This window comes from Paludisphaera mucosa, assembly GCF_029589435.1.
Lineage (GTDB): Bacteria > Planctomycetota > Planctomycetia > Isosphaerales > Isosphaeraceae > Paludisphaera > Paludisphaera mucosa.
Window position 1 is genome coordinate 2,255,835 of sequence record NZ_JARRAG010000002.1, and the last position, 20,856, is coordinate 2,276,690.

Consider the following 20,856-nt stretch of genomic DNA (forward strand, 5'->3'; position numbering starts at 1 on the left):
CGGCATGTCTACGCCGGTCATGATCGAAGCCGATGGGCTTTGCAAGCAGTTTGGGTCGTTCCTGGCGGTGCGCGACGTGTCGTTCTCGATCCCCAAGGGCCAGGTCGTCGCCTTCCTCGGCCCCAACGGCGCGGGCAAGACGACCACGATGCGGCTGCTGACGGGCTTCACCGCCCCCACCCACGGCGAAGCCCGGATCGCCGGGATCGACGTCCAGACCGACCGCCTGGCCGCGGCCGAACGCCTCGGCTACTTGCCCGAGAACGGCCCCCTCTACCCCGATATGACCCCCCTGGGCCTGCTCCGGTTCTTCGGCTCGGCCCGGGGCCTCTCGGCCGCCCGGCTGCGAGGGCGGCTCGACGCGGTCGTCGACCAGTGCGCGCTCGCCGCGGTCGCCCACAAGCCGATCGGCAAGCTCTCGAAGGGCTACCGCCAGCGCGTGTCGATGGCCCAGGCGATCCTCCACGACCCCGAGGTCCTGATCCTCGACGAGCCCACGAGCGGCCTCGACCCCAACCAGATCCGCGGCGTCCGGGCGCTCATCCGCGAGCTGGGCAAGACCAAGACCGTGCTGGTCTCGACCCACATCCTCCAGGAGGTCGAGCCGATCGCCGGCCGCGTCCTGTTCATCCACGACGGCAAGATCGTCTTCGACGGCGCGCCGGCCGAGCTCGCCAAGCGCAACGGCTCGCTCGAGGACGCGTTCTACAAGCTGACCGCGCAGCCCGTCTGACGCCGTCGCCTGAATCATCCCAAGGGAGGGCCCGGGGGGCCCGGCAGGACGTCGCCGACGCCCCGACCCCCGCGCCCGTTTCGACCGTTCGACGCCCCACTTAGAGGTACCCGCGGTGGCCACGCTCCAAACCGAACCCGGCAAGCAGCCCGCGCCCGCCGTCGCCCGACCGGGCCGGTCCGCGATCCGCCCGTTCCGGCCCCACGTGATCTGGGCCGTCTTCCAGCGCAACTTCCAGAGCTACTTCAGCAACCCGGCCGGCTACGTGTTCATCACGCTGTTCGTGCTCATCAGCTCGACCGTCGCCTTCTGGCAGGACGAGTTCTTCACGAACAACCTGGCGAACCTCGACCAGCTCAACAAGTACATGCCGTACCTGCTGCTGTTCTTCGTCCCGGCCATCACCATGAGCCTCTGGGCCGACGAGCGCCGGCAGGGGACCGACGAGCTGCTGTTCACCCTGCCGGCCCACGACCTGGACGTCGTTTTGGGCAAGTACTTCGCGGCCCTGGGGATCTACACGGTCGCCCTGCTCTTCTCGACGAGCCACCTGCTGGTGCTGTCGTACCTGGGCAAGCCCGACCTGGGGGTGATGTTCTCGACCTACCTCGGCTACTGGCTGATGGGGGCGATGCTGATCGCGGTGGGGATGGTGGCGTCGCTGCTGTCGTCGAACGTCACCGTGGCGTTCATCCTGGGCGCCCTCTTCTGCGCCGCGCCCCTGTTCATCGGGTCGCTGGGCTCGCCGACGGGCGGGAACCTCCGGCGGCAGCTCGAAGGCTGGTCGGTGCCGGCCCAGTTCCGCGACTTCGGCGCGGGCGTGATCCCGCTCTCGGGCCTCTTCTACTTCGTCTCGCTGACCGCGGCGATGATCTACCTGAACATGCTGCTGCTGGGCCGCCGCCACTGGGCGGGGGGCGAGGCCAGCAAGGGCCTGGGCCTGCACGCGGCCGTCCGCTTCCTGGCGGTCCTTGTGGCCCTCTTCAGCGGCAACATCCTGGTCGACCTGCTGGGCTACCGGGCCGACGCCAGCACCGAGCGCCTGCACACGCTCTCGCCCGAGTCGCTGGAGCTGGTCTCGAAGATCGCCGACGACCGACCGGTCCTGATCCAGGCCTTCTACAGCCCGGACGTCCCCCGCGAGTACGTCGAGACGAGGACCGACCTGCTGGGCCTGCTCAAGGAGTTCCAGGCCCGCAGCCGCGGCAAAATCCAGCTCAACCTGATCCCGACCGAGGTCTATTCGACGGCCGCCCGCGACGCCGAGAAGCGGTTCGGCATCGAGCCCAAGCGGGTCTTCTCGGCCGACCAGGCCAAGCAAAGCTCCTCCGAGATCTTCATGGGGGTCGCGTTCACGTCGGGCCTCGAAGAGGTCGTCATCCCCTTCTTCGACCGCGGCCTGCCGGTCGAGTACGAACTGACGCGTTCGATCCAGGTCGTCTCGCGGAGCAACCGCAAGAAGGTCGGCATCCTCTCGACCGACGCCAAGGTCATGGGCGGCTTCGACCAGCGCAGCTTCGGCCAGACGCCCGAGTGGTCGATCGTCACCGAGCTGAAGAAGCAGTACGAGGTCAGCTCGGTCTCGCCCGACGCCCCGATCGCGGCCGACCTGGGCGTGTTGCTGGTGGCGCAGCCGTCGTCGCTCACCCAGCCCCAGATCGACAACCTGACCGCGTTCGTCAAGGGCGGGGGCGCGACGCTCCTGCTGATGGACCCGTTCCCGGTCGACAACCCCCAGATCGCCCCCGAGGTCCCCAAGGCGCCCCCGGGAGGGCCGTTCGGCGGCGGCGCGCCGCCGGAGCCGAAGGGGAACCTGACGCCCCTGCTCGACCTGATCAACCTCGACTGGCCGACGACCGAGATCGTCTGGAACAGCTACAACCCGCACCCGCAGCTCGCCGACATGCCGCCCGAGGTCGTGTTCATCGGCCGCGGCAGCGGCGAGGCCGACGCGTTCAACCCCGACCAGGCCGCGACCTCCGGCCTCCAGGAGATCGTCGCCCTCTTCCCCGGCCTGCTGCGGGCCAAGAACGGCGGCGCGGGGCCCGAGTTCACGCCGCTCCTGCGGTCGAGCGCCAAGGGGGGCGTCATCGCCTGGTCCGAGGCCGTCCAGCAGGGCTTCATGGGGGCCAGCGGCATCAACCCCCGCCGCCGCCACCTCGCCTCCGGCACCGCGTACACCCTGGCCGCCCGGATCAAGGGCGCGGCGGTCGTCGCGGCGAAGCCCGAGGCGGAGAAGGACGCGGCCAAGAAGGCCGAGGAGAAGCCGGCGACGATCAACGTCATCGCCATCGCCGACCTCGACATGGTCTCCGAGCAGTTCTTCGAGATCCGCCGCCGCAAGATCGAGAACCTCGACTTCGACAACGTCACGTTCGTCCTCAACTGCGTCGACGTCCTGGCCGGCGACGAGTCGTTCGTGGCCCTGCGGAAGAAGCGGCCCCAGCACCGCACGCTGACGGCCGTCGAGAACCAGACCAGCAGCTTCCTGGACGACCTCCAGAAGCAGACCAAGGTCGCCGAGGACGCCGCCAAGGGCAAGCTCGACGACGCCCAGAAGGCGTTCGACAAGCAGGTCGACCAGGTCCGCTCCCGCACCGACCTCGACGAGCGCACCAAGGAGATCATGCTGGCCAACCTGCAAGAGGTCGCCCAGCGCCGGCTCGACGTCGAGAAGCAGAAGATCGAGGACGAGAAGCTCAACAGCATCCGCGAGGGGCGGGCCGAGTCCGAACGCAAGACCCGCGCCATCGAGAACCGGGTCCGCTACCTGGCCGCCGGCGTCCCCCCGCTGCCGCCGATGATCCTGGGCCTGCTCGTCCTCCTGGGCCGCGTCCGCCGCGAGAACCTCGGCGCCAGCCCCAAGCGGCTGGCCTGACGCCGGCGACGGGCCCCACCACGAGACTCCACGAAGACACGCAGCCGACCCGAGAGGACCGACGATGACCGAGACTTCGAAAACGGGGATCTTCGCCGCCGTCGCGCTGGCGCTGGTCAGCCTGGCGATGGTCGCCACCCGCGACCGCACGGTGCGGAGCGAGGCGTTCAACGACCAGGGCCAGGCGTTCTTCCCCGACTTCAAGGACCCCCTGGCCTGCACCGATTTGGAGGTCGTCGAATTCGACCCCTCGACGGCCACCGCCTCGCGGTTCCAGGTCAAGTTCAAGAACAACAAGTGGGTCGTGCCGTCCCACTACGACTACCCGGCCGACGCCCGCGACCGCCTCTCGAAGACGGCCGCCGCGCTCATGGACCTGACCAAGGACACGATCCGCTCCGACTCGCCCGACGACCAGGAGGCGATGGGGGTCATCGACCCGCTCGACGCCAAGCCCAGCGCCCTCAAGGGCCGGGGCAAGCGGATCACCCTCCGCGACGCCTCCGAGAAGCCGCTCGCCGACTTCATCATCGGCGAGCCGATCAAGGACCGCTCGGGCCAGTACTACGTCCGCGTCCCGGGCCAGAAGCGGATCTACGGCGTCAGCCTCAAGGCCGAGCCCTCCACCCGGTTCGCCGACTGGATCGAGACCAACCTGCTCAAGCTCGAGGCCGCCAAGATCCGCAAGGTCGAGTTCGACGGCTACAAGGTCAACCTCGAGCAGGGCTACCAGAAGGGCGAGGTCCTCGACGTCGAGCGCAAGGGCTCGGCCGACCCCTGGACGCTCGTCGGCGGCCTGCCCGAGAAGAAGCAGCTCGACGACGAGAAGCTCCGGGCCCTGACGACGGCCCTGGCCGACCTCAAGATCGTCGGCGTCCGCACCAAGCCCCCCGGCCTGACCCGCGACCTCAAGAAGGCCGACGACAAGGCCATCACGCTCTCGGCGTCGACCGTCGCGTCGCTCCAGAGCAAGGGCTTCTACATGACCCGCGACAACCAGCTCCTCTCCAACCAGGGGGACGTCCGGGTCTTCACCGACGACGGCGTGGTCTACACCCTGCGGTTCGGCGAGGTCGCCGTCGGCGTGGGCGACGAGCTGACCGCCGGCCTCCCCGACGACGCCGCGAAGAAGGAAGCCTCGACCGATCCGGCCGCTAAGAAGGACGAGAAGAAGCCCGAAGGCGCCGCCGACAACCGCTACCTCATGGTGACGGTCGCCTTCGACCCCTCCTTGATCCCGCCCCCCAAGGACGACGACAAGTCCGTCCCCGCCGTGGGCGAGCTGCCCGACCAGGTGATCGCCCCCGACCCCGCCCAGGCCAAGGCCGATGCGGAGAAGGCCGAGCGCGAGAAGGCCGATTACGAGAAGAAGCTGGCCGACGGCAAGAAGCGGGCCCAGGAGCTGACCGACCGGTTCGCCGCCTGGTACTACGTCACCCCGGGCGCCAGCTTCCGATCGATCAACCTCGACCGCGCCGCCCTGGTCGTCGACCCCAAGCCCAAGCCCGAAGGCCCGGCCGGCGGCCTGCCGCCGGGCTTCCCCGGCGGCGCCGGCGGCCGCGGCCTCCCGCCCGGCTTCCCCGGCGGCGCCGGGCTGCCCCCCGAGTGAACGCACGCCGCCGACGCGCGCCCTTCTCCCCCCGGGAGAAGGCGCCGCGAAGCGGCGGATGAGGGTCGTCGGGGTTCGGATGGGGTGTCGACGCCGTCATCCGCGGGCTTTTGCGAAGCGCCTCGACCCTCATCCGGCCCTCCGGGCCGCCTTCTCCCGGGGGGAGGAGGAGTCGCTGCGACGGCGGTCCCTTATGGTGGCGGAGGCCCTGATCGTTCGGATCGACGCCCCCCCGACGCCGAACCTCGCGGCGGCCGGGGGGCTCTGATTTCGGGCTCCGTGTCGGCGACGGGCGACTATGGTACACTGGCACGCGAGCCCTGACGTATCGAAACCTGCACACATGGAAAGCGTCGCCGGAGGTCCGGACGACGCGGACCGGCGGTCGCGCCGCCGGTTTTGGGGAAGCGGCGATGGCAAACGAATCCGGCTCCGACACTTCGAAATCGTCAGGCAAGGAGCCGTCCCAGACGCGAGGCAACCGCCACGTCCTGTCCGCCCTGGTCCAGAACCGGCCGGGCGTCCTGGCCCACGTCTCGGGCATGTTCGCCTCGCGGGGCTACAACATCGACAGCCTCGCGGTGGGCGAGACCGAGGACCCGCTGCTCTCGCGGATCACCGTGGTCGTCAAGGGCGACGAGCGCTACCTCGAACAGGTCCGCAAGCAGCTTGAGAAGATCGTGACGGTGGTCAAGGTGCACGACATCTCGCGCGAGGACTACGTCGAGCGCGACCTGATGCTGATCAAGATCCGCGCGACCGCGGCGAACCGGATGGAGATCCAGTCGCTGGTCGGGATCTTCCGGGGCCGGATCGTCGACGTCACCACCGAGGCGGTGATGATCGAGATCTCCGGCCAGGAGCGCAAGGTCGAGGCCTTCATCGAGGCCGTCCGCGAGTACGGGATCCTCGAGCTGGCCCGCACCGGCCGGATCGCCCTGGTCCGGGGCGTCCCCCGGTTCGACGACGCCGACGAGCCCGCGGCCACGCCCGTCGAGGACGCCGCCCCCATGGTCCACGGCCACTCGGAACTCTGAGCCCGGACCGGCCCCCCGAACGCGATTCCCGCGACGACCCCGGCCGCCGGACGCCCGGCGCCGGGTTTTTTTCCCTCCCCCTCACCTGCGACCGACGACGCCTCCGAGGAGACCGCGATGCCCGCCCAGATGTACTACGAACAGGACGCCGACCTCTCCCTGCTGAAGGGGAAGACGGTGGCGATCATCGGCTACGGCAGCCAGGGGCACGCGCACGCCCAGAACCTGCGCGACTCGGGCTGCACCGTGGTCGTCGGCCAGCGGCCGGGTTCGGCCAACTTCGACCTGGCGGTGGATCACGGCTTCAAGCCGGTCTCGGCGGCCGAGGCGGCCGAGGCGGGCGACCTGGTCAACATGCTCCTCCCCGACGAGGTCCAGGCCGACGTCTACAACAAGGACGTGAAGCCCAACCTCAAGCCCGGCGACCTGCTCCTCTGCTCGCACGGCTTCAACATCCACTTCGGCCAGGTCGTCCCGCCGAAGGGGGTCGACAGCGCCCTGGTGGCCCCCAAGGGCCCCGGCCACCTGGTCCGCAGCGAGTACGTCCGCGGCGGCGGCGTCCCCTGCCTCATCGCCACGGCCGACGACTGCTCGCCCCAGGGCAAGGCCCTCGCGCTGGCCTACGCCAAGGGGATCGGCGGCGCCCGCGCCGGCGTCCTCCAGACGACGTTCGCCGAGGAGACCGAGACCGACCTGTTCGGCGAGCAGGTCGTCCTCTGCGGCGGCCTCAGCGCCCTGCTCAAGATGGGCTACGAGACGCTCGTCGAGGCCGGCTACCAGGAGGAGAGCGCCTACTTCGAGTGCGTCCACGAGCTGAAGCTGATCGTCGACCTGATCTATCAGGGCGGCCTCGACTACATGCGGTACAGCATCTCGAACACGGCCGAATACGGCGACTACATCCGCGGCGAGCAGATCATCACCGAGGAGACCCGCGCGGCGATGCGGCGGGCGCTCAAGGAGATCCGCTCGGGCCAGTTCGCCCGCGAGTGGATCCTCGAGAACAAGGCCAACCGCCCCTACTTCAACGCCCGCAAGAAGCTGGAGCGCGAGCATCCGGTCGAGGTCGTGGGCAAGCGGCTGCGGGCGCTCATGCCCTGGATCAAGGCCAAGACCGTCTGAGCCCCCGGGACCCCCTCGCAATGCCGCGATACTGGGAGTGCCCGTCGTGCCGGGCCCTCTTGACCCGGGAGCGACTGGAATCGACCGCGGGCGCGTGCCCCTACTGCGACGCCCGCGTCGGCCCCCCCGCCGAATTCGCGGATCCGGACGCGCCCCCGGCCGAGTCGGCGGGGCGTCGGCTCGCGCCGATCGCCGTCCCCCGGACCGGGGCGGGGAAGCTGGCGGCGTCGTTGCGGCTCTTCTTCGAGAACCTGCCGCTGATCGCGGCCCTGGTGCTGATGATCAAGCTGCCGTCCAACGCGGCGGTCGAGCTGATCGCCGCGCGCCAGGGCGGCCCCACCGACCCCCTCGCGAACCTGATGCTCAAGGGGGTGGTCGACCTCTTCTTCGGCCCCATCTACGCGGCCGCCGTGCTCACCATCATGGCCGACCGGATGGCCGGCCGGCCGTCGACCTTCCTGGAGGCGGCCCGCGCCGGGATCGACGCCTGGGGGCGGGTCTTCGCCGCCCGGCTTTTGGCCGGCCTGTCCATCTTCCTCGCCGGCAGCCTCGGGATCTTGCTGCGGGACCTGCCGCCGATCATCCGCCTGGTGCTGCTCATCCCCGGGATCGTGCTGGCGGTGCGCTACTGCCTGGTTGACGAGGTGATCGTCCTCGAACACACTGCGATATTGGATTCTCGACGGCGGAGCGCCGATCTGGTATCTGGCAGGGCGTGGCGCATCGTGGGGGCCGGGGCGGCGGCGCTGGCGATCATCGGGGTCGTCTCGGTGCTCGTGGGCGAGACCGCCGACCGGGCGGGGCTGCTGGACGGCCCCCTCACTCGGGCGCTGTGCGACTGCCTGCTCGACGTCTTCGCCGTCTTCTACTCGATACTGCTCTTCCTCTTCTACTGGGAGGCGCGGGCCGAGCGCGAGAGCGACGTCGCCCTCGATCCGGCCCTGGAAGACCACCCATCCTGAGGGACGCAGGGAGGGCCGCCCTTTCACGGACGGTTCAACGCCATGCCTTCGAACGCCCCCGTCAACGCCCCCGGCCCGTTCTACGTGGACGAGAACTGCATCGACTGCGACCTCTGCCACGAGACCGCCCCCGGCCTCTTCGCCCGCAACGAGGACGAGGGCCGCAGCGTCGTCGTCCGCCCCCCCGCCGACGACGCCGAGCTGGAACTCTACCGCGAAGCGGCCGAAGCCTGCCCCGTCGAGGCCATCCGCGAGGACGACTGACCTCCGCGCTCACTCCGCCCCGCGGACCAGCCGATCGAAGGCGAAGAGCAGGTCCTCGCGGGGCGAGTACGGCCCCGGGCGGTAGGCCCGCGAGGCCAGGCCGAGCTGCATCTGCTCGCAGACGTGCCAATCCTGGCGATTGGTCAGGTCCCAGAACTCGACGGCGCCCTGGGGGTCGAACTCCGGGGCGTCCGCCGCTTCGGGCCGGAAATGCCACTCGCAGACGATCTCCGTCCGCCCCACGCCCTGGGGCCGGAGCCGGTGGGTCATCATGTAGTCCGGGTGCAGGCTGAGCAGCAGGTTCGGCAGAACAGCGTAATAATGCACGCGCCGCAGGTCGTCGCCCGCGAGCCCGGGGACGCACGCGCCGACCAGGCGTCCGTCTCGCGACAGGGTCTCGACCCCGTCGCGCAAATCCATGCTCCCGCCGAGGTAGGCGTCGGTCGGTGCCGAGTTCTCGCCGCTCAGGAAGTGCGAGAGCCGCTGGAGCGCCGGGTGGACGCCCGGGCAGTGCAGGCACTCGGAATAGTTCTGGATGACGAGCTTCCAGTTCGCCGCCACGTCGTAGACGATCCGGTGGGCGAGTCGCAGCTCCTCCATCTTCCAGGGCCGGAACTTCGCGACCAGGGCCCCGAGCTGATCGCCGAGCGGCGGCGGAGCGGCGGCGAAGTTCAGGAAGAGGTGGCCGTCCCAGACGTCGGCGCGGGCCTCGACGAGGGGGTAGTCCTCGGCGCGAAAGTGCGGCGATTGGTCCATCGACGGAGCGCCCAGGAGTCGGCCGGACAGGTCGTAGGCCCAGGCGTGGTAGGGACATCGGATCGCGCCGGTGAACGTGCCGGAGGGCTGCTCGCAGAGTCGGGTGCCGCGGTGCCGGCAGACGTTGAAGAAGGCCCGGACCCGGCCGTCGTCGCCGCGGGTCACGATCAGGCTCTCGTCGGCCGCCTCGCGGAGGACGTAGTCGCCCCGATTCGGGACTTCATCGGCCCGGCCGATGTAGAACCAGCGGGCCAGGAACAGCCGCTCCAGCTCGCGCGCGTAGTGGTCCTCGTCGAGGTAGTACCGCGCGGGGAGGCTCATCGCCTCGGCAGGCAGCGGGGCGCGGGGCTTCTCGTGGGCGCTCATGGTCGGCTGGTCCTTCGCCGCCGGCGGGCGAACCCCGGCCGGTCGCTCTTTACGGCGGCGGGCTCCCATCGTAAGACTCCCGGAGGACCCCCTACAACCGGTTCATCCGATACAGGGCGGAAGTGGGGAGCAAATGGTGCGACGGCGACACGCCGCACGATGGACCGCCGGGCGGGCCTGCGCCGATACATCAGGGCGTGGGGAAGGCCGGGTTGCGAGGGCCTTCCAGGGTGCCAGGGGTTGGGATCGCAGGAGGCGATGATGACTCGGCGCAGGATGATCGCGGTTCTGGCGGTGGGCATGGCGGCGGGGCTGGTCGGGACGACGTCCGCCCGGGCGGCGAACTGGGCGGACGCCCTCTTCGCCGAGCGGTCGCACCACTTCGGCCCGGTCCCCCGCGGGGCCAAGGTGAAGCACGAATTCGTCCTGGTGAACAAGCTGGCGGAGCCGGTCACGATCCTGAACCTCCGGCCGTCGTGCGGCTGCACCAGCGGCAAGGCGAGCGCCTCGACGGTCAACCCGGGCGAGTCGGCGGTCGTCGAGGCCCAGATGGACACCCGCAACTTCCTGGGCGAGAAGGCCACGATCCTCTTCGCGACCCTGGTCACGGCGAGCGGCCGCGAGGCCGAGGTGCGGTTGCACGTCACCTCGCACATCCTCGCCGACATCGTCCTGAACCCCGGTGCGATCGACTTCGGCACCGTCGTGAAGGGCCAGGCCGCGACCCAGACGCTGACCATCGACCGGATCAACGGCGCGAACTGGAAATTCGAGCGGATGATCTCCGCCAGCCGGGCCATCACCGCCCAGCTCGTCGAGACCAAGCGCGACGCGACGGGCGCGGTGTCCTACCGCCTGGAAGTCGGCATCAAGCCCGACGCCCCCGCCGGCCCGATCCGCGACGAGATCCGGCTGCTGAGCAACGACCGCGAGACCCGCAGCATCCCCGTCATGGTGAGCGGCTGGGTCCGCGGCGACCTCTCGGCGTCGCCCTCGCTGCTGACCCTGGGCGAGGTCGCCTCGGCCGAGGGCAAGCAGGGCAAGTTCATCATCCGGGCCTCCCAGCCTTTCGCCATCACCGGCGTCGAGGGGGCCGGCGACGGCTTCTCGATCGTCCCCCCCGACGGCGCGAAGAAGGCCATGCACATCCTGACCGTCGCCTACAAGCCCGAGGAAGGGACGACCCGCGGCGACCTCCGCCGCATCTTCCGCGTCTCGACCGACATCCCCGGCGAGCCCCCGCTCGACCTGACGGCGACGCTCCACGTCGCCCCCTGACTGAGGGTCGGCGTGACAGGAAGACCGGTGGCCTGCCACATGGGCCACCGGTCGGGCTTTCGGCCAGACCGGCCGAACTCCGACATGAGCCGTGGGCCCTGACGAGGACAGTCGAGTTGTCATCCACTCAGGACGCGCCAGGATCCCGCGTCTGCCGCAGTTGTCGTCAAGGGCTCGGTGGTTGGTCAAGCTGATGATATTCGCTCTCGACGACCTTCCAAAGCTGGTCGAAAGCGTTTGGGACGTTTCGATCGATCGCCCGCAAGGCTTCCAGGAAGCAAGGACGCTCGACTTCCCAGTAGTACCGAAGCAGACGCGGGCGGTAGGCGGAGAGTAGCGCGGGGACGTTGTGGGAGTGGTCGGCGGGTGCGCGGCAGAGGGCGGCGTCGGCGGGCTCGTTCCGGATCTGGATGAGCGTCCAGGTCAGCAAGTCCAGGAAGGCTAGCCGAATCGGCTCCGGGCAATCGCCGGCGGGTCCGATATTCATGGCCAAGCTCCCCCGCCGGACCGCTGGAACAGGATGCTGTAATATTATCGGATTCCCCGCGTCAGGACCGCGTCCTCAACGGGGCAGACTCAGGCGAAGATCCGGTCCACCGCCATGCGCCAGCCGGGGACGGCGGGCTCGGCATCGGCCTCCTGGCCGGCGGAGAAGACTTCAGGCTGGTCGGGCGAATCCGACCGGTGCTTCCGGACGCCGGCCGCGAGCAGATCCACGTCCCAGACGACCAAGGTCCCGGCCTCCAAGTAGTCGGCCCGCTTGGCCGCCATCGCCTCCTCGGCGGCCTCGCCGTAGTCGTTTTCGCTCCGGACTTCCACCGCGAAGGTCGGCGGGCCGTCGACGAAACGCATGTCATCGCCGACGAGGGGGCCCTGGTGATACGAGGCGGCGGGGGCGAACGATCTTCGTCCCGAGCCGAGTTCCGGCACGGCGTAACCGGTGTTGTCAGCGAACGCTTCGCCTTGCCCCGCGGCCTGGGCGAAATCGTCGAGGCCGCGCGCGATTCGGAAGGCGACCCTGCTCGGCTTTCGACCCGTGGGCATGAGTTGCACGATCCTGCCGGCGATCAGCTCCGCCTTGCCCTTCTCGCGACGAAGGTCGTCGATCGTTGCGGACGTCCGGGTCACGGAAGCCATGGACTCTCCTCCGCGGGACTGGAGCCGTCGCGAGCCGTTCGCCGGCCGCCTTGAGTATACCATTTGTCCACCTGTCGGGCGACGTCCGCCGGCCGCCCCCTTATTCTTCCTCATCCTCGGGCGAGAAGTCGGCGACGACGCGCACCCCGCGGGCCCTCGGCTCGGCGACGACCGCCTCGGCGTTGCCGGTGATGAGGTCGCTGGGGTTGAAGCGTTCCACGGAACCGTCGTGGTGGTGGATCTGCCAGCGAGAGCCGGTGGTCCTGTCGCTGCGCCGGGTCGTCCAGACGAGGCCGGCCATGTCCTGGAACGGGAACTCCTTGAGGCCCGGCCTGTACCAGAGGCCGTACGTCTGGGTCAGGCGGTCGTCGGTGATCCGGACCTCGTGGCGGACGATGCCGGGCATGGGCACGGCGGCGATCACGAGGCCGAACACGGCGAGGCCCGCCGCGGCGTTCCTCAGCGGTTCGGCCAGTTGCGTCGCGGCCGTCCTCCGAGAGGCGACCCGTCGGGCGAGCATCCAGCACGCCGGCGCAAGCGCCAGGGGGATCGCGACGACCACGCACCAGCTCAGGATGCTGGACGTGGCGTAGTGCAGGGTCCAGGCCCCGTCGGCCCGCCGGACGACCCCGCGCGCGAGCAGTCGTTGAAGCTCGTTCACGATCGCATCCCGCGTTGAAGACGTGCGAGGGCCACGACGACCGAGCCTTGAGGCCCCGCGGACCGGGCGCGGCATCGCACGCGAGGGCGCGACGGGCAAGGGAGTCGGCGGACGAGTCTCGGGCTCCCCCATTTGGCCCGACTTGCTAGAATGAGGTCGGGACGGACTTCGACTCGGATCGGGCAGGACGAGGGGGGTCGATCGTGCAGGGAAGTATCCTGGACCACGTCGGGAAGACGCCGCTGATCCCTCTCCGCCGGCTGAACGAGGGGCTCCTGCCCACGATCGCCGTGAAACTGGAATCGCTCAACCCGGGCGGCAGCATCAAGGACCGCGTCGGCCTGGCGATGATCGAGGAGGCCGAGCGGCGCGGCAACCTGCGGCCCGGCGGGACGATCATCGAGGCGACCGCGGGCAACACCGGCGTCGGCCTGGCGATGGCGGGCGCGGTCAAGGGCTATCGCTGCATCTTCGTCCTGCCCGACAAGATGAGCGCCGAGAAGATCCGCCTGCTGGCCGCGTATGGGGCCGAGATCGTCGTCACGCCGACGTCCGTCCCCCCCGACTCGCCCGAGAGCTACAACGGCGTCGCCGACCGCCTGGCGCGCGAGATCCCCGACGCCTGGCGGCCCAACCAGTTCGCCAACCTGGCCAACCCCGACGTCCACTACCGCATGACCGGGCCCGAGATCTGGGAGCAGGCCGAGGGCCGCGTCACCGTGTTCGTCGCCGGGGCCGGCACGGGCGGCACGCTGTCGGGGGTCGGCAAGTACCTCAAGGAGAAGAACCCGGACGTCCGGATCGTCGGGGCCGATCCCGAGGGCTCGGTCCTCTCGGGCGACTCGCCCAAGCCCTGGAAGGTCGAGGGGATCGGCGAGGACTTCGTCCCCAAGACGCTCAACAGCCACGTCGTCGACGAGTGGGTCAGGGTCGGCGACGCCGAGGCCTTCCACGTCGCCCGCGAGCTGGCCCGCAAGGAGGGCATGCTCGTCGGCGGCTCCAGCGGCACGGCCGTCGCCGCCGCGCTGCGGTACGCCCGCCGGCTCACGGCCGACGACCTGGTGGTCGTCCTCTGCCCCGACACCGGCCGCAACTACCTGAGCAAGTTCTTCGACGACCAGTGGCTGCACGACGCCGGCCTGAGCTGGGAGGACGCCCCGCGCGACTCCATCGGCGACCTGCTCCGCCACCGCGGCCCCCGCTCGCTGGCCACCCTGACCCCCGAGACGTCCGTCCGCGAGGCCGTCGACGCGATGCAGGACTCGGGCATCTCGCAGCTCCCCGTCGTCGATCGCGGCGTGGCCGTGGGCAGCATCCAGGAGGTGACCGTCGCCCGGATCCTCCACGACCGCCGCGACCCGGCGCGGATCAAGGTCGGCGAGGTCATGGCCCGCCCCTTGCCCCAACTCGACGTCCGGACGAACCTCGACGAGGCCTACCGCCTCCTCCTCTCCGGCAGCCCCGGCGTCCTCGCCACGGCCGACGGCGCCGTGGTCGACATCGTGACCCGGATCGACCTGGTCCAGTACTGGAACCGCGACGGCAAGCTTTGATTCTTCGAGGATTCCCCTTCTCCCGGGGGGAGAAGGCCGTCAGGAACCGAACACGGTTATCTTCTGCGATCATCCTCCTCTCGACGCGGGACGACTTCGACTCATGAGCCAGGATCCGACCCCCGAGCCGCTGGGCTTCGCCACCCGGGCGATCCACGCCGGCCAGGACGCCGACCCCGCGACCGGGGCGACCGTCGTGCCGATCTACGCCACCTCGACGTACACGCAGGAGGCGCCGGGCACGCACAAGGGCTACGAATATTCGCGCAGCGGCAACCCGACCCGCGCGGCGCTCGAGACCTGCCTGGCCTCGCTCGAAGGGGCCGAGCAGGCGCTGGCGTTCGCCTCGGGCCTGGCGGCGTCGACGGCCGTGCTCTCGACCCTGCGGCCGGGCGACGAGGTCGTGGCCTCGGCCGACCTCTACGGCGGGACCTACCGGCTGCTGGAGCGGGTCTTCCGGCCCATGGGGATCGTCGCCCGCTACACCGAGGATCCCGAGCCCGAGACGTTCGCGGCCCTGACGAACGCGAAGACGAAGCTGGTCTGGATCGAGACCCCCACCAACCCCCTGCTCCAGATCCTGGACATCGAGGGGATCGCGCGGGCGGCCCACGACGCCGGGGCGATCCTGGCCGTGGACAACACGTTCGCCTCGCCGTTCGTGCAGCAGCCGATCCGGTTCGGGGCCGACCTGGTGGTGCACAGCACGACCAAGTACATCGGCGGCCATTCCGACGTCGTCGGCGGGGCCGTGATGGGGCCGCTGGCGCTGATCGAGCCGATCAAGTTCTACCAGAACGCCGCGGGCGGCGTGCCGGGCCCGTTCGACGCCTGGCTGACGCTCCGGGGCGTGAAGACGCTGGCGATCCGCATGGAGCGGCACAACGCCAACGCCATCGAGCTGGCGTCGTGGCTGGAGTCGCGCCGCGAGGAGATCGAGCGGGTCTACTACCCCGGACTGTTCAGCCACCGCGGCCACGCGCTGGCGGGCCGGCAGATGAACGGCTACGGCGGCATGATCAGCGTTCGGCTGCGCGGCGGCGGCCCGGCGGCCCGGCGGTTCCTGACGTCCACCCGGCTGTTCAGCCTGGCCGAGAGCCTGGGGGGCGTCGAGTCGTTGATCTCGCACCCGGCGACCATGACCCACGCCAGCATCCCCGCCGACGTCCGCGCCGCGCGGGGGGTCGACGACGGCCTGGTGCGGCTGAGCGTCGGCATCGAGGACGTGCGCGACCTGAGGGCCGACCTGGAGCAGGCCCTGGGCCGGCTGGCCGAATGAACCGATCCGAACGGAGGCGACGCGATGGCGAGCCGTGAGAAGTCGTCCGAGGCCAGGGCCGCCGGTTCCGGCGAGGAGATCGAGGTCCGCGGCCACATCGTCGACTCGCTGCTGCTCCCCAAGATCCTCGACCGGATCCTCCAGATGGGGGGGACGTTCGAGATCCGCGAGTGCCGCATCGGCGTGCAGCGGTCCGACCCCAGCTACGCGCGGATCGGCATCCGGGCCGACACGCCCGAGGCCGTCGCCGAGATCATCGGCGACCTCGTCGAGCACGGCGCCTCGCCCGTGCACCCCGAGGACGTCCGGACCGTCCCGGCCGACGTCGCCGCGGCCTTCCCCGAGAACTTCTACAGCACGACCAACCAGCGCACCCAGGTGCGGGTGAAGGGCCGCTGGATCGACGTCGAGGACCAGGAGATGGACTGCGGCGTCGCGCTCGACGCCGCCGCCGGCCGGGCCCGCTGCATCCCGATGGTCCACGTCGAGCTGGGCATGCCGATCGTCGTCGGCCATGCGGGCGTCCGGGTCCTGCCCGAGGAGCGGTCCCGCGAGACCTCGCTCTTCGGCTTCATGAGCTCCAACGTGTCGAGCGAGAAGCCCAAGGCGGTCAGCCTGCAGGGCGTGGCGGACAGCATCCGGGCCACCCGCGCCGACGGCAAGAAGGTGCTGCTCGTGGGCGGCCCGGCGATCGTCCACACCGGCTCGGCCCCGCACGTCGCCCGGCTGATCCGCGAGGGCTGGATCCAGACCCTCTTCGCCGGCAACGCGCTGGCGACGCACGACATCGAACAGTCGCTCTACGGCACCAGCCTGGGCGTCTCGATCGCGAAAGGCGAGGCCATCGAGCACGGCCACGAGCACCACCTGCGGGCGATCAACGCGATCCGCCGCCTGGGGGGGATCCGCGCCGCCGTCGACCAGGGCGTCGTGACCTCGGGCATCATGTACGAGTGCGTGAAGCAGGGCGTCGACTTCGTGCTCGCGGGCTCGATCCGCGACGACGGGCCCCTGCCGGACGTGGTGACCGACGTGCTGGTCGCCCAGGACCGGATGCGGGCCTCGGTCCGCGACGTGGGGTTCGCGCTCTGCATCGCGACGGCCCTGCACTCGATCGCGACGGGCAACCTGCTGCCGGCCTGGGTGAAGGTCGTCTGCGTCGACATCAACCCGGCCACCGTGACCAAGCTGGCCGACCGGGGCTCGTTCCAGACGATCGGGATCGTCACCGACGTCGAGCCCTTCCTCCGTTCGCTCGCCGCCGAGCTGACCGCCGGAGGGGCCGAGACCGGCCCCGGCGCCTGATCCACCGAGAGGGCTACGCCGTGTCGACCGCCGGGAATCCGCGGATCCTGATGTGCCCCCCCGACCACTTCGGGATCGAATACGAGATCAACCCCTGGATGAGCATCCAGCAGGGGAGCGACCCCGAACGCGCCGCCGGCCAGTGGCGGGCGCTGGAGCGTACGCTCGAAGACCTCGGGGTCGCGATCGACCTGATGACCCCGGAGAAAGGGCTGCCCGACCTGGTCTTCACGGCCAACGCCGGCCTGGTCTATCGCGACACGTTCATCGCCTCGCGGTTCCGCTTCGGCGTCCGCCAGGGGGAGACGCCGCACTTCGAGGCCTGGGGAAGGGCCCGGGGCTTCGAGGTCCTCACGCCGCCCGAGGGGATGAACTTCGAGGGGGCGGGCGACGCCCTCTTCTGCGGCGAGACCCTGTTCGCCGGCTACCGCTTCCGCAGCGACGTCCGCAGCCACCACTGGGTCGGCGAGCGGCTGGGCGTCGAGGTCCTGCCGATGGAGCTGGTCGACCCTCGCTACTACCACCTCGACACCTGCTTCTGCCCGCTCGAAGCCGGCGTCGCCGTGTACTATCCCGGGGCCTTCGACGACTACGGCCGCGCCGTGATCCGGGGCCGGATCCCGACGCTGATCGAGGTCCGGGCCGAGGAGGCGCAGAGCTTCAGCTGCAACGCCGTCGTGGTCGGCCGGACGGTGGTGCTCAACCAGGGCGCCCCGGCCCTCGCGGCGGACCTGCAACGGCTGGGCTACGCGACGCGGACGCTCGAACTCTCCGAGTTCATCAAGTCCGGCGGCAGCGCCAAGTGCCTGACCCTGCGGGTCGACGGCGAGGAGGCCGCCGCGTGGAAGGCGGCCGGATCGGCCGCGTCCCCTTGACGACCGTCCGGGCCGTCGCGACCATGGCATGAGACGACCCGCGCGGGCGGACCGCCCCTTGCCCCGTCCGCACGCAACCCGATGAAGGCCCAGCATGTCGGAGCGCGAACCCACCCTGGAGAAGCCCGGACAGGCCGAGGGGCGGGCCGCCTGCTCGAACTGCCTGCGCGTGCTCGTCTTCTCGGGCGAGCCGCCGCGGTTCTGCGGCTACTGCGGGGCCCCGCTCGGCCCCGATTCGGTCGCCGACACCGACTCCGGGCCGACGCGGACGATCGTCCCAGGCGACGAGACCACCGACTACGACCCCACGACGCGGCGGCCGGCCGACGCCGCCGACGGCCCCTTCCCCGAGCGGGTGGCCGGCTACCGGCTGATCCGCAGGCTGGGCTCGGGCGGCATGGGGACCGTCTTCGAGGCCGTCGAGGAGCGGCAGGGGCTGCACGTCGCCCTCAAGCTGATCGCCCCCCGCAACCTCTCGTCGGAAGAGGCCCTCCAGCGGTTCCGCCAGGAGGGCCGGTCGGCGAGCGCCGTGACGCATCCCAGGTGCGTCTTCGTGCGGGCCGTCGACGAGGACCAGGGCCGCCCGTACCTCGCCATGGAGCTGATGCCGGGCACCACGCTCCAGTCGCTCGTCGACGACGGCGGCCCGCTGGAGGCGGCCGAGGCGATCCTCAAGATCCTGGACGTCATGGAGGGCCTGGCCGAGTTCCACAAGCTGGGGATGATCCACCGCGACGTGAAGCCGTCCAACTGCTTCCTGGATGAGGACGGCCGTGTCAAGATCGGCGACTTCGGGCTGTCGAAGTCGCTGGAAGGGGGGGCCGACCTGACGCGGACCGGGGCCTTCCTGGGGACGCCGCTCTACGCCTCGCCCGAGCAGATCAAGCGCGAGCCGCTCGACGAGCGGACGGACGTCTACTCGATCGCGGCGACCCTGTACTTCCTGCTGACCGGCCGGGCCCCGGTCCAGGCCGAGGACGCGGCCGAGGCTCTGGCGCGGATCGTCTCGGAGCCGGCGCCGCCGCTGCGGACGTTCGCCCCCCGGGTCTCGCGGACGCTCGAGGTCGTCATCCACCGGGGCCTCGAACGCGATCGCTCGCGGCGCTGGCGGGACCTCCGCGAGTTCCACGAGGCGCTCCTGCCGTTCGTCCCCGAGCGGGTCGACATCGGCTCGATCGGCCTGCGGATCGGGGCCTACGTCCTGGACCTGGCCCTGTTCTACATCGCGGTCTGGGCGGCCTTCGCGGCCAGCTTCCTCCAGCACCGCGGCCGGGTGCTGGAGACCCTGGCGTTCAACGAGCGGCATGGGCGGGTCATCGAGTTGATCGACGCCGGCGTCTGGATCGCCTACTTCGCGATCCTGGAGGGCCTGTTCGGGGCGTCGGTGGGCAAGTGGATCGTCGGCCTGCGGGTCGCGAAGGCGGGCGACGGCGAGCCCCCGGGGCTGCCCCGCGCGCTCGCCCGGTCGCTGGCGTTCGTCCTGCTGTTCGGGCTGGGGACCGAGGTCTACGACGCGCTGTATCCCCCCGACCCGCGCGCGAACCACAAGGTCCAGGCCGTCCTGCTCGCCGCGATGAACCTGGTCGGGTTCCTGATCCTGATCGCGCCCATGCGTCAGCATTCCGGCTTCCGCGGCGTGCACGAGTGGATCAGCGGGACGCGCGTGATCCAGGTCGTCCGAGCCCGACGGCACCGCCGCCTGCGAGGCCGGCGCGGGCTGGCGTCGGGGGTGCAGACTCGTTCGATCGCGGCCGACGAGGGCCACCCGACGGCCCAGGTCGGGCCGTACCGGATCCAGGGGGCCGTGTCGTCGGCCGAGGGCTGCGAGGTCCTCGCGGGCCGCGACGAGTCGCTCGACCGCCAGGCCTGGCTCTTCCTCCGCGACCCCGGCGCCGTCCCCCCCGACGACGCGCGGCGATCGCTCAGCCGCCTGACCCGGCCCCGTTGGATCGGCGGCGGCGACCAGCCCGACGCCCGCTGGGACGCCTTCATCGCCCCCACCGGCCGCCGCCTCCGCGGGCTCGTGGAGACGGGCGGGCTGCCGTGGCGCGACGTCCTGCCGATCCTGACCGACCTCGCCGAGGAGCTGGAGGCCGCCCGCGTCGACGGCACGTTCCCGGCGCGGCTGGACGTCGACGACGTCTGGATCCAGGACGACGAACGCGTCCAGCTCGTCGACCCCCTGGCCTGGGGCCGCCCCGACGAGGCCGAGCCGTCGCCCGAAACCGGCCCCGGCGCCGGCGAGGAGACGCGGGCCTTCGCCTTCCTCCGCGACGTGGCGCGGCTCGCCCTGGAGGGGGATCGCCCCCACCGCCGCCTGTCGCTGACCGCCTGGGCCCAGCGCGACGAGCCTTCGGGCCGGATCCGCGGGGCCGTCCCCGAACGGGCGGGGGTCCTGCTCGACCGCCTCTCGGGGCATCGCTCCCCGTACGCCCACCTCGCCCACCTGCGCTCCGACCTGGCCGCCGCGGCGGAACGGCCCACCGAGGTCGGCGCGGGCCGCCGCGCCCTCCAGCTCCTGATCCAGGGCTTCCTGCTGTCGCCCGGGATGCTCTTCCTCGTCGGCCTGAGCTGCCCGGAGCTGGGGCCCGACGTGATCCCCTTCGACCTGCCGATCCTGGCCGGGATCCCGCTCGCCTGGGTCGTCTGGGCCGTCCTGGCGCGGGGCGGATTCGGCTACACGCTCGCGGGCCTGACCCTGGTCGGCGACGACGGCCGCATCGCCTGCCGGTTCGCCTGCGGCCTGCGCTCCCTGCTGGTCTGGGTCGTCCCCGCGACCCTGTTCGTCGGCTCGCGATGGCTCCAGCGCTACACGCCGGAGTACATGGTCACCGCCTGGGCGCTCTGGATGGCCGGCCTGCTGCTCCTGGCCGCCTACGTCGGCGTCGCCCTCCTCTTCCCCGGCCGGGGCCCCCACGACCGCATCGTCGACACGGTCGTCGTCCCGATCTAGCCGCGCGGACGGAGCCGATCTCCCGGCTTCGCTTCGGCTTCCTTCGTGGGCGACCGACTGCGCCGATTTTTGCTAAAGTTACTATTTA

General features: G+C 70.8%; 17 protein-coding genes. 13 read left to right on the forward strand and 4 right to left on the reverse strand.

The features are described from left to right. Nucleotides 1-4: 4 nt before the first annotated feature. The 7 genes from PZE19_RS18330 (at nt 5) to PZE19_RS18360 (ending at nt 8,605) form a co-directional block, all read left to right on the forward strand. Complete coding sequence (locus tag PZE19_RS18330) at nt 5-733, forward strand: ABC transporter ATP-binding protein (RefSeq protein ID WP_277862079.1); 729 nt, start codon at nt 5-7, stop codon at nt 731-733. Between the two features lie 115 nt (nt 734-848). Next, on the forward strand, nt 849-3,611 hold the full coding sequence (locus tag PZE19_RS18335; RefSeq protein ID WP_277862080.1) for a Gldg family protein: 2,763 nt from the start codon (nt 849-851) through the stop codon (nt 3,609-3,611). Between the two features lie 64 nt (nt 3,612-3,675). Beyond that, nucleotides 3,676-5,220, forward strand: a complete 1,545-nt coding sequence (locus PZE19_RS18340) for a DUF4340 domain-containing protein (RefSeq protein WP_277862081.1) — start codon at nt 3,676-3,678, stop codon at nt 5,218-5,220. Nucleotides 5,221-5,633: 413 nt separating this feature from the next. Continuing rightward, nucleotides 5,634-6,257: an acetolactate synthase small subunit gene (gene ilvN, locus PZE19_RS18345; RefSeq protein ID WP_277862082.1), complete on the forward strand. Its 624-nt coding sequence runs from the start codon at nt 5,634-5,636 to the stop codon at nt 6,255-6,257. Nucleotides 6,258-6,374: 117 nt separating this feature from the next. Beyond that, nucleotides 6,375-7,379 carry a ketol-acid reductoisomerase gene (gene ilvC / locus PZE19_RS18350; RefSeq protein WP_277862083.1) on the forward strand — a complete coding sequence of 335 codons (1,005 nt, stop codon included), beginning with the start codon at nt 6,375-6,377 and terminating at the stop codon, nt 7,377-7,379. A 20-nt stretch (nt 7,380-7,399) separates the two neighbouring features. Beyond that, the gene (locus PZE19_RS18355) at nt 7,400-8,341 is read left to right on the forward strand and encodes a hypothetical protein (protein ID WP_277862084.1); all 942 of its coding nucleotides are present in this window, start codon (nt 7,400-7,402) and stop codon (nt 8,339-8,341) included. Between the two features lie 42 nt (nt 8,342-8,383). Continuing rightward, nucleotides 8,384-8,605, forward strand: a complete 222-nt coding sequence (locus tag PZE19_RS18360; protein ID WP_277862085.1) for a ferredoxin — start codon at nt 8,384-8,386, stop codon at nt 8,603-8,605. Between the two features lie 9 nt (nt 8,606-8,614). Here the strand turns inward: PZE19_RS18360 and PZE19_RS18365 are convergent, their stop codons facing one another. Continuing rightward, nucleotides 8,615-9,727, reverse strand: a complete 1,113-nt coding sequence (locus tag PZE19_RS18365; protein ID WP_277862086.1) for an aromatic ring-hydroxylating oxygenase subunit alpha — start codon at nt 9,725-9,727, stop codon at nt 8,615-8,617. Nucleotides 9,728-9,988: 261 nt separating this feature from the next. Here PZE19_RS18365 and PZE19_RS18370 point away from each other — a divergent pair, with 261 nt between their 5' ends. Then, nucleotides 9,989-11,005 carry a DUF1573 domain-containing protein gene (locus PZE19_RS18370; protein WP_277862087.1) on the forward strand — a complete coding sequence of 339 codons (1,017 nt, stop codon included), beginning with the start codon at nt 9,989-9,991 and terminating at the stop codon, nt 11,003-11,005. A 166-nt stretch (nt 11,006-11,171) separates the two neighbouring features. On the opposite strand, the gene PZE19_RS18375 is transcribed toward PZE19_RS18370, so the two are convergent. The 3 genes from PZE19_RS18375 to PZE19_RS18385 form a co-directional block, all read right to left on the reverse strand. Then, nucleotides 11,172-11,492: a hypothetical protein gene (locus PZE19_RS18375; protein ID WP_277862088.1), complete on the reverse strand. Its 321-nt coding sequence runs from the start codon at nt 11,490-11,492 to the stop codon at nt 11,172-11,174. An 89-nt stretch (nt 11,493-11,581) separates the two neighbouring features. Next, nucleotides 11,582-12,142, reverse strand: coding sequence for a Uma2 family endonuclease (locus PZE19_RS18380; protein ID WP_277862089.1), 561 nt, complete (start codon nt 12,140-12,142; stop codon nt 11,582-11,584). A 100-nt stretch (nt 12,143-12,242) separates the two neighbouring features. Continuing rightward, on the reverse strand, nt 12,243-12,803 hold the full coding sequence (locus PZE19_RS18385; protein WP_277862090.1) for a hypothetical protein: 561 nt from the start codon (nt 12,801-12,803) through the stop codon (nt 12,243-12,245). A gap of 203 nt (nt 12,804-13,006) precedes the next feature. Here PZE19_RS18385 and PZE19_RS18390 point away from each other — a divergent pair, with 203 nt between their 5' ends. From PZE19_RS18390 to PZE19_RS18410, 5 genes are all read left to right on the forward strand, one after another. Continuing rightward, nucleotides 13,007-14,356 carry a cystathionine beta-synthase gene (locus PZE19_RS18390; RefSeq protein WP_277862091.1) on the forward strand — a complete coding sequence of 450 codons (1,350 nt, stop codon included), beginning with the start codon at nt 13,007-13,009 and terminating at the stop codon, nt 14,354-14,356. A gap of 103 nt (nt 14,357-14,459) precedes the next feature. After that, nucleotides 14,460-15,635, forward strand: coding sequence for a cystathionine gamma-synthase (locus tag PZE19_RS18395; protein WP_277862092.1), 1,176 nt, complete (start codon nt 14,460-14,462; stop codon nt 15,633-15,635). Nucleotides 15,636-15,659: 24 nt separating this feature from the next. Beyond that, nucleotides 15,660-16,940: an ornithine cyclodeaminase, nickel-pincer nucleotide-dependent gene (locus PZE19_RS18400; RefSeq protein ID WP_277862093.1), complete on the forward strand. Its 1,281-nt coding sequence runs from the start codon at nt 15,660-15,662 to the stop codon at nt 16,938-16,940. A 50-nt stretch (nt 16,941-16,990) separates the two neighbouring features. Further along, nucleotides 16,991-17,815, forward strand: coding sequence for a dimethylarginine dimethylaminohydrolase family protein (locus PZE19_RS18405; RefSeq protein ID WP_303652770.1), 825 nt, complete (start codon nt 16,991-16,993; stop codon nt 17,813-17,815). A gap of 94 nt (nt 17,816-17,909) precedes the next feature. Then, the gene (locus tag PZE19_RS18410) at nt 17,910-20,768 is read left to right on the forward strand and encodes a protein kinase domain-containing protein (protein ID WP_277862095.1); all 2,859 of its coding nucleotides are present in this window, start codon (nt 17,910-17,912) and stop codon (nt 20,766-20,768) included. The last annotated feature ends 88 nt before the right edge of the window (nt 20,769-20,856 follow it).

Coding starts and splice junctions, on each gene's coding strand:
- PZE19_RS18410 (WP_277862095.1), top strand. CDS start 17,910: ATGTCGGAGCGCGAACCCACCCTGGAGAAGCCCGGACAGGCCGAGGGG.
- PZE19_RS18380 (WP_277862089.1), bottom strand. CDS start 12,142: ATGGCTTCCGTGACCCGGACGTCCGCAACGATCGACGACCTTCGTCGC.
- PZE19_RS18405 (WP_303652770.1), top strand. CDS start 16,991: ATGTGCCCCCCCGACCACTTCGGGATCGAATACGAGATCAACCCCTGG.
- ilvC (WP_277862083.1), top strand. CDS start 6,375: ATGCCCGCCCAGATGTACTACGAACAGGACGCCGACCTCTCCCTGCTG.
- PZE19_RS18375 (WP_277862088.1), bottom strand. CDS start 11,492: ATGAATATCGGACCCGCCGGCGATTGCCCGGAGCCGATTCGGCTAGCC.
- PZE19_RS18340 (WP_277862081.1), top strand. CDS start 3,676: ATGACCGAGACTTCGAAAACGGGGATCTTCGCCGCCGTCGCGCTGGCG.
- PZE19_RS18330 (WP_277862079.1), top strand. CDS start 5: ATGTCTACGCCGGTCATGATCGAAGCCGATGGGCTTTGCAAGCAGTTT.
- PZE19_RS18360 (WP_277862085.1), top strand. CDS start 8,384: ATGCCTTCGAACGCCCCCGTCAACGCCCCCGGCCCGTTCTACGTGGAC.
- PZE19_RS18355 (WP_277862084.1), top strand. CDS start 7,400: ATGCCGCGATACTGGGAGTGCCCGTCGTGCCGGGCCCTCTTGACCCGG.
- ilvN (WP_277862082.1), top strand. CDS start 5,634: ATGGCAAACGAATCCGGCTCCGACACTTCGAAATCGTCAGGCAAGGAG.
- PZE19_RS18365 (WP_277862086.1), bottom strand. CDS start 9,727: ATGAGCGCCCACGAGAAGCCCCGCGCCCCGCTGCCTGCCGAGGCGATG.
- PZE19_RS18395 (WP_277862092.1), top strand. CDS start 14,460: ATGAGCCAGGATCCGACCCCCGAGCCGCTGGGCTTCGCCACCCGGGCG.
- PZE19_RS18370 (WP_277862087.1), top strand. CDS start 9,989: ATGACTCGGCGCAGGATGATCGCGGTTCTGGCGGTGGGCATGGCGGCG.
- PZE19_RS18400 (WP_277862093.1), top strand. CDS start 15,660: ATGGCGAGCCGTGAGAAGTCGTCCGAGGCCAGGGCCGCCGGTTCCGGC.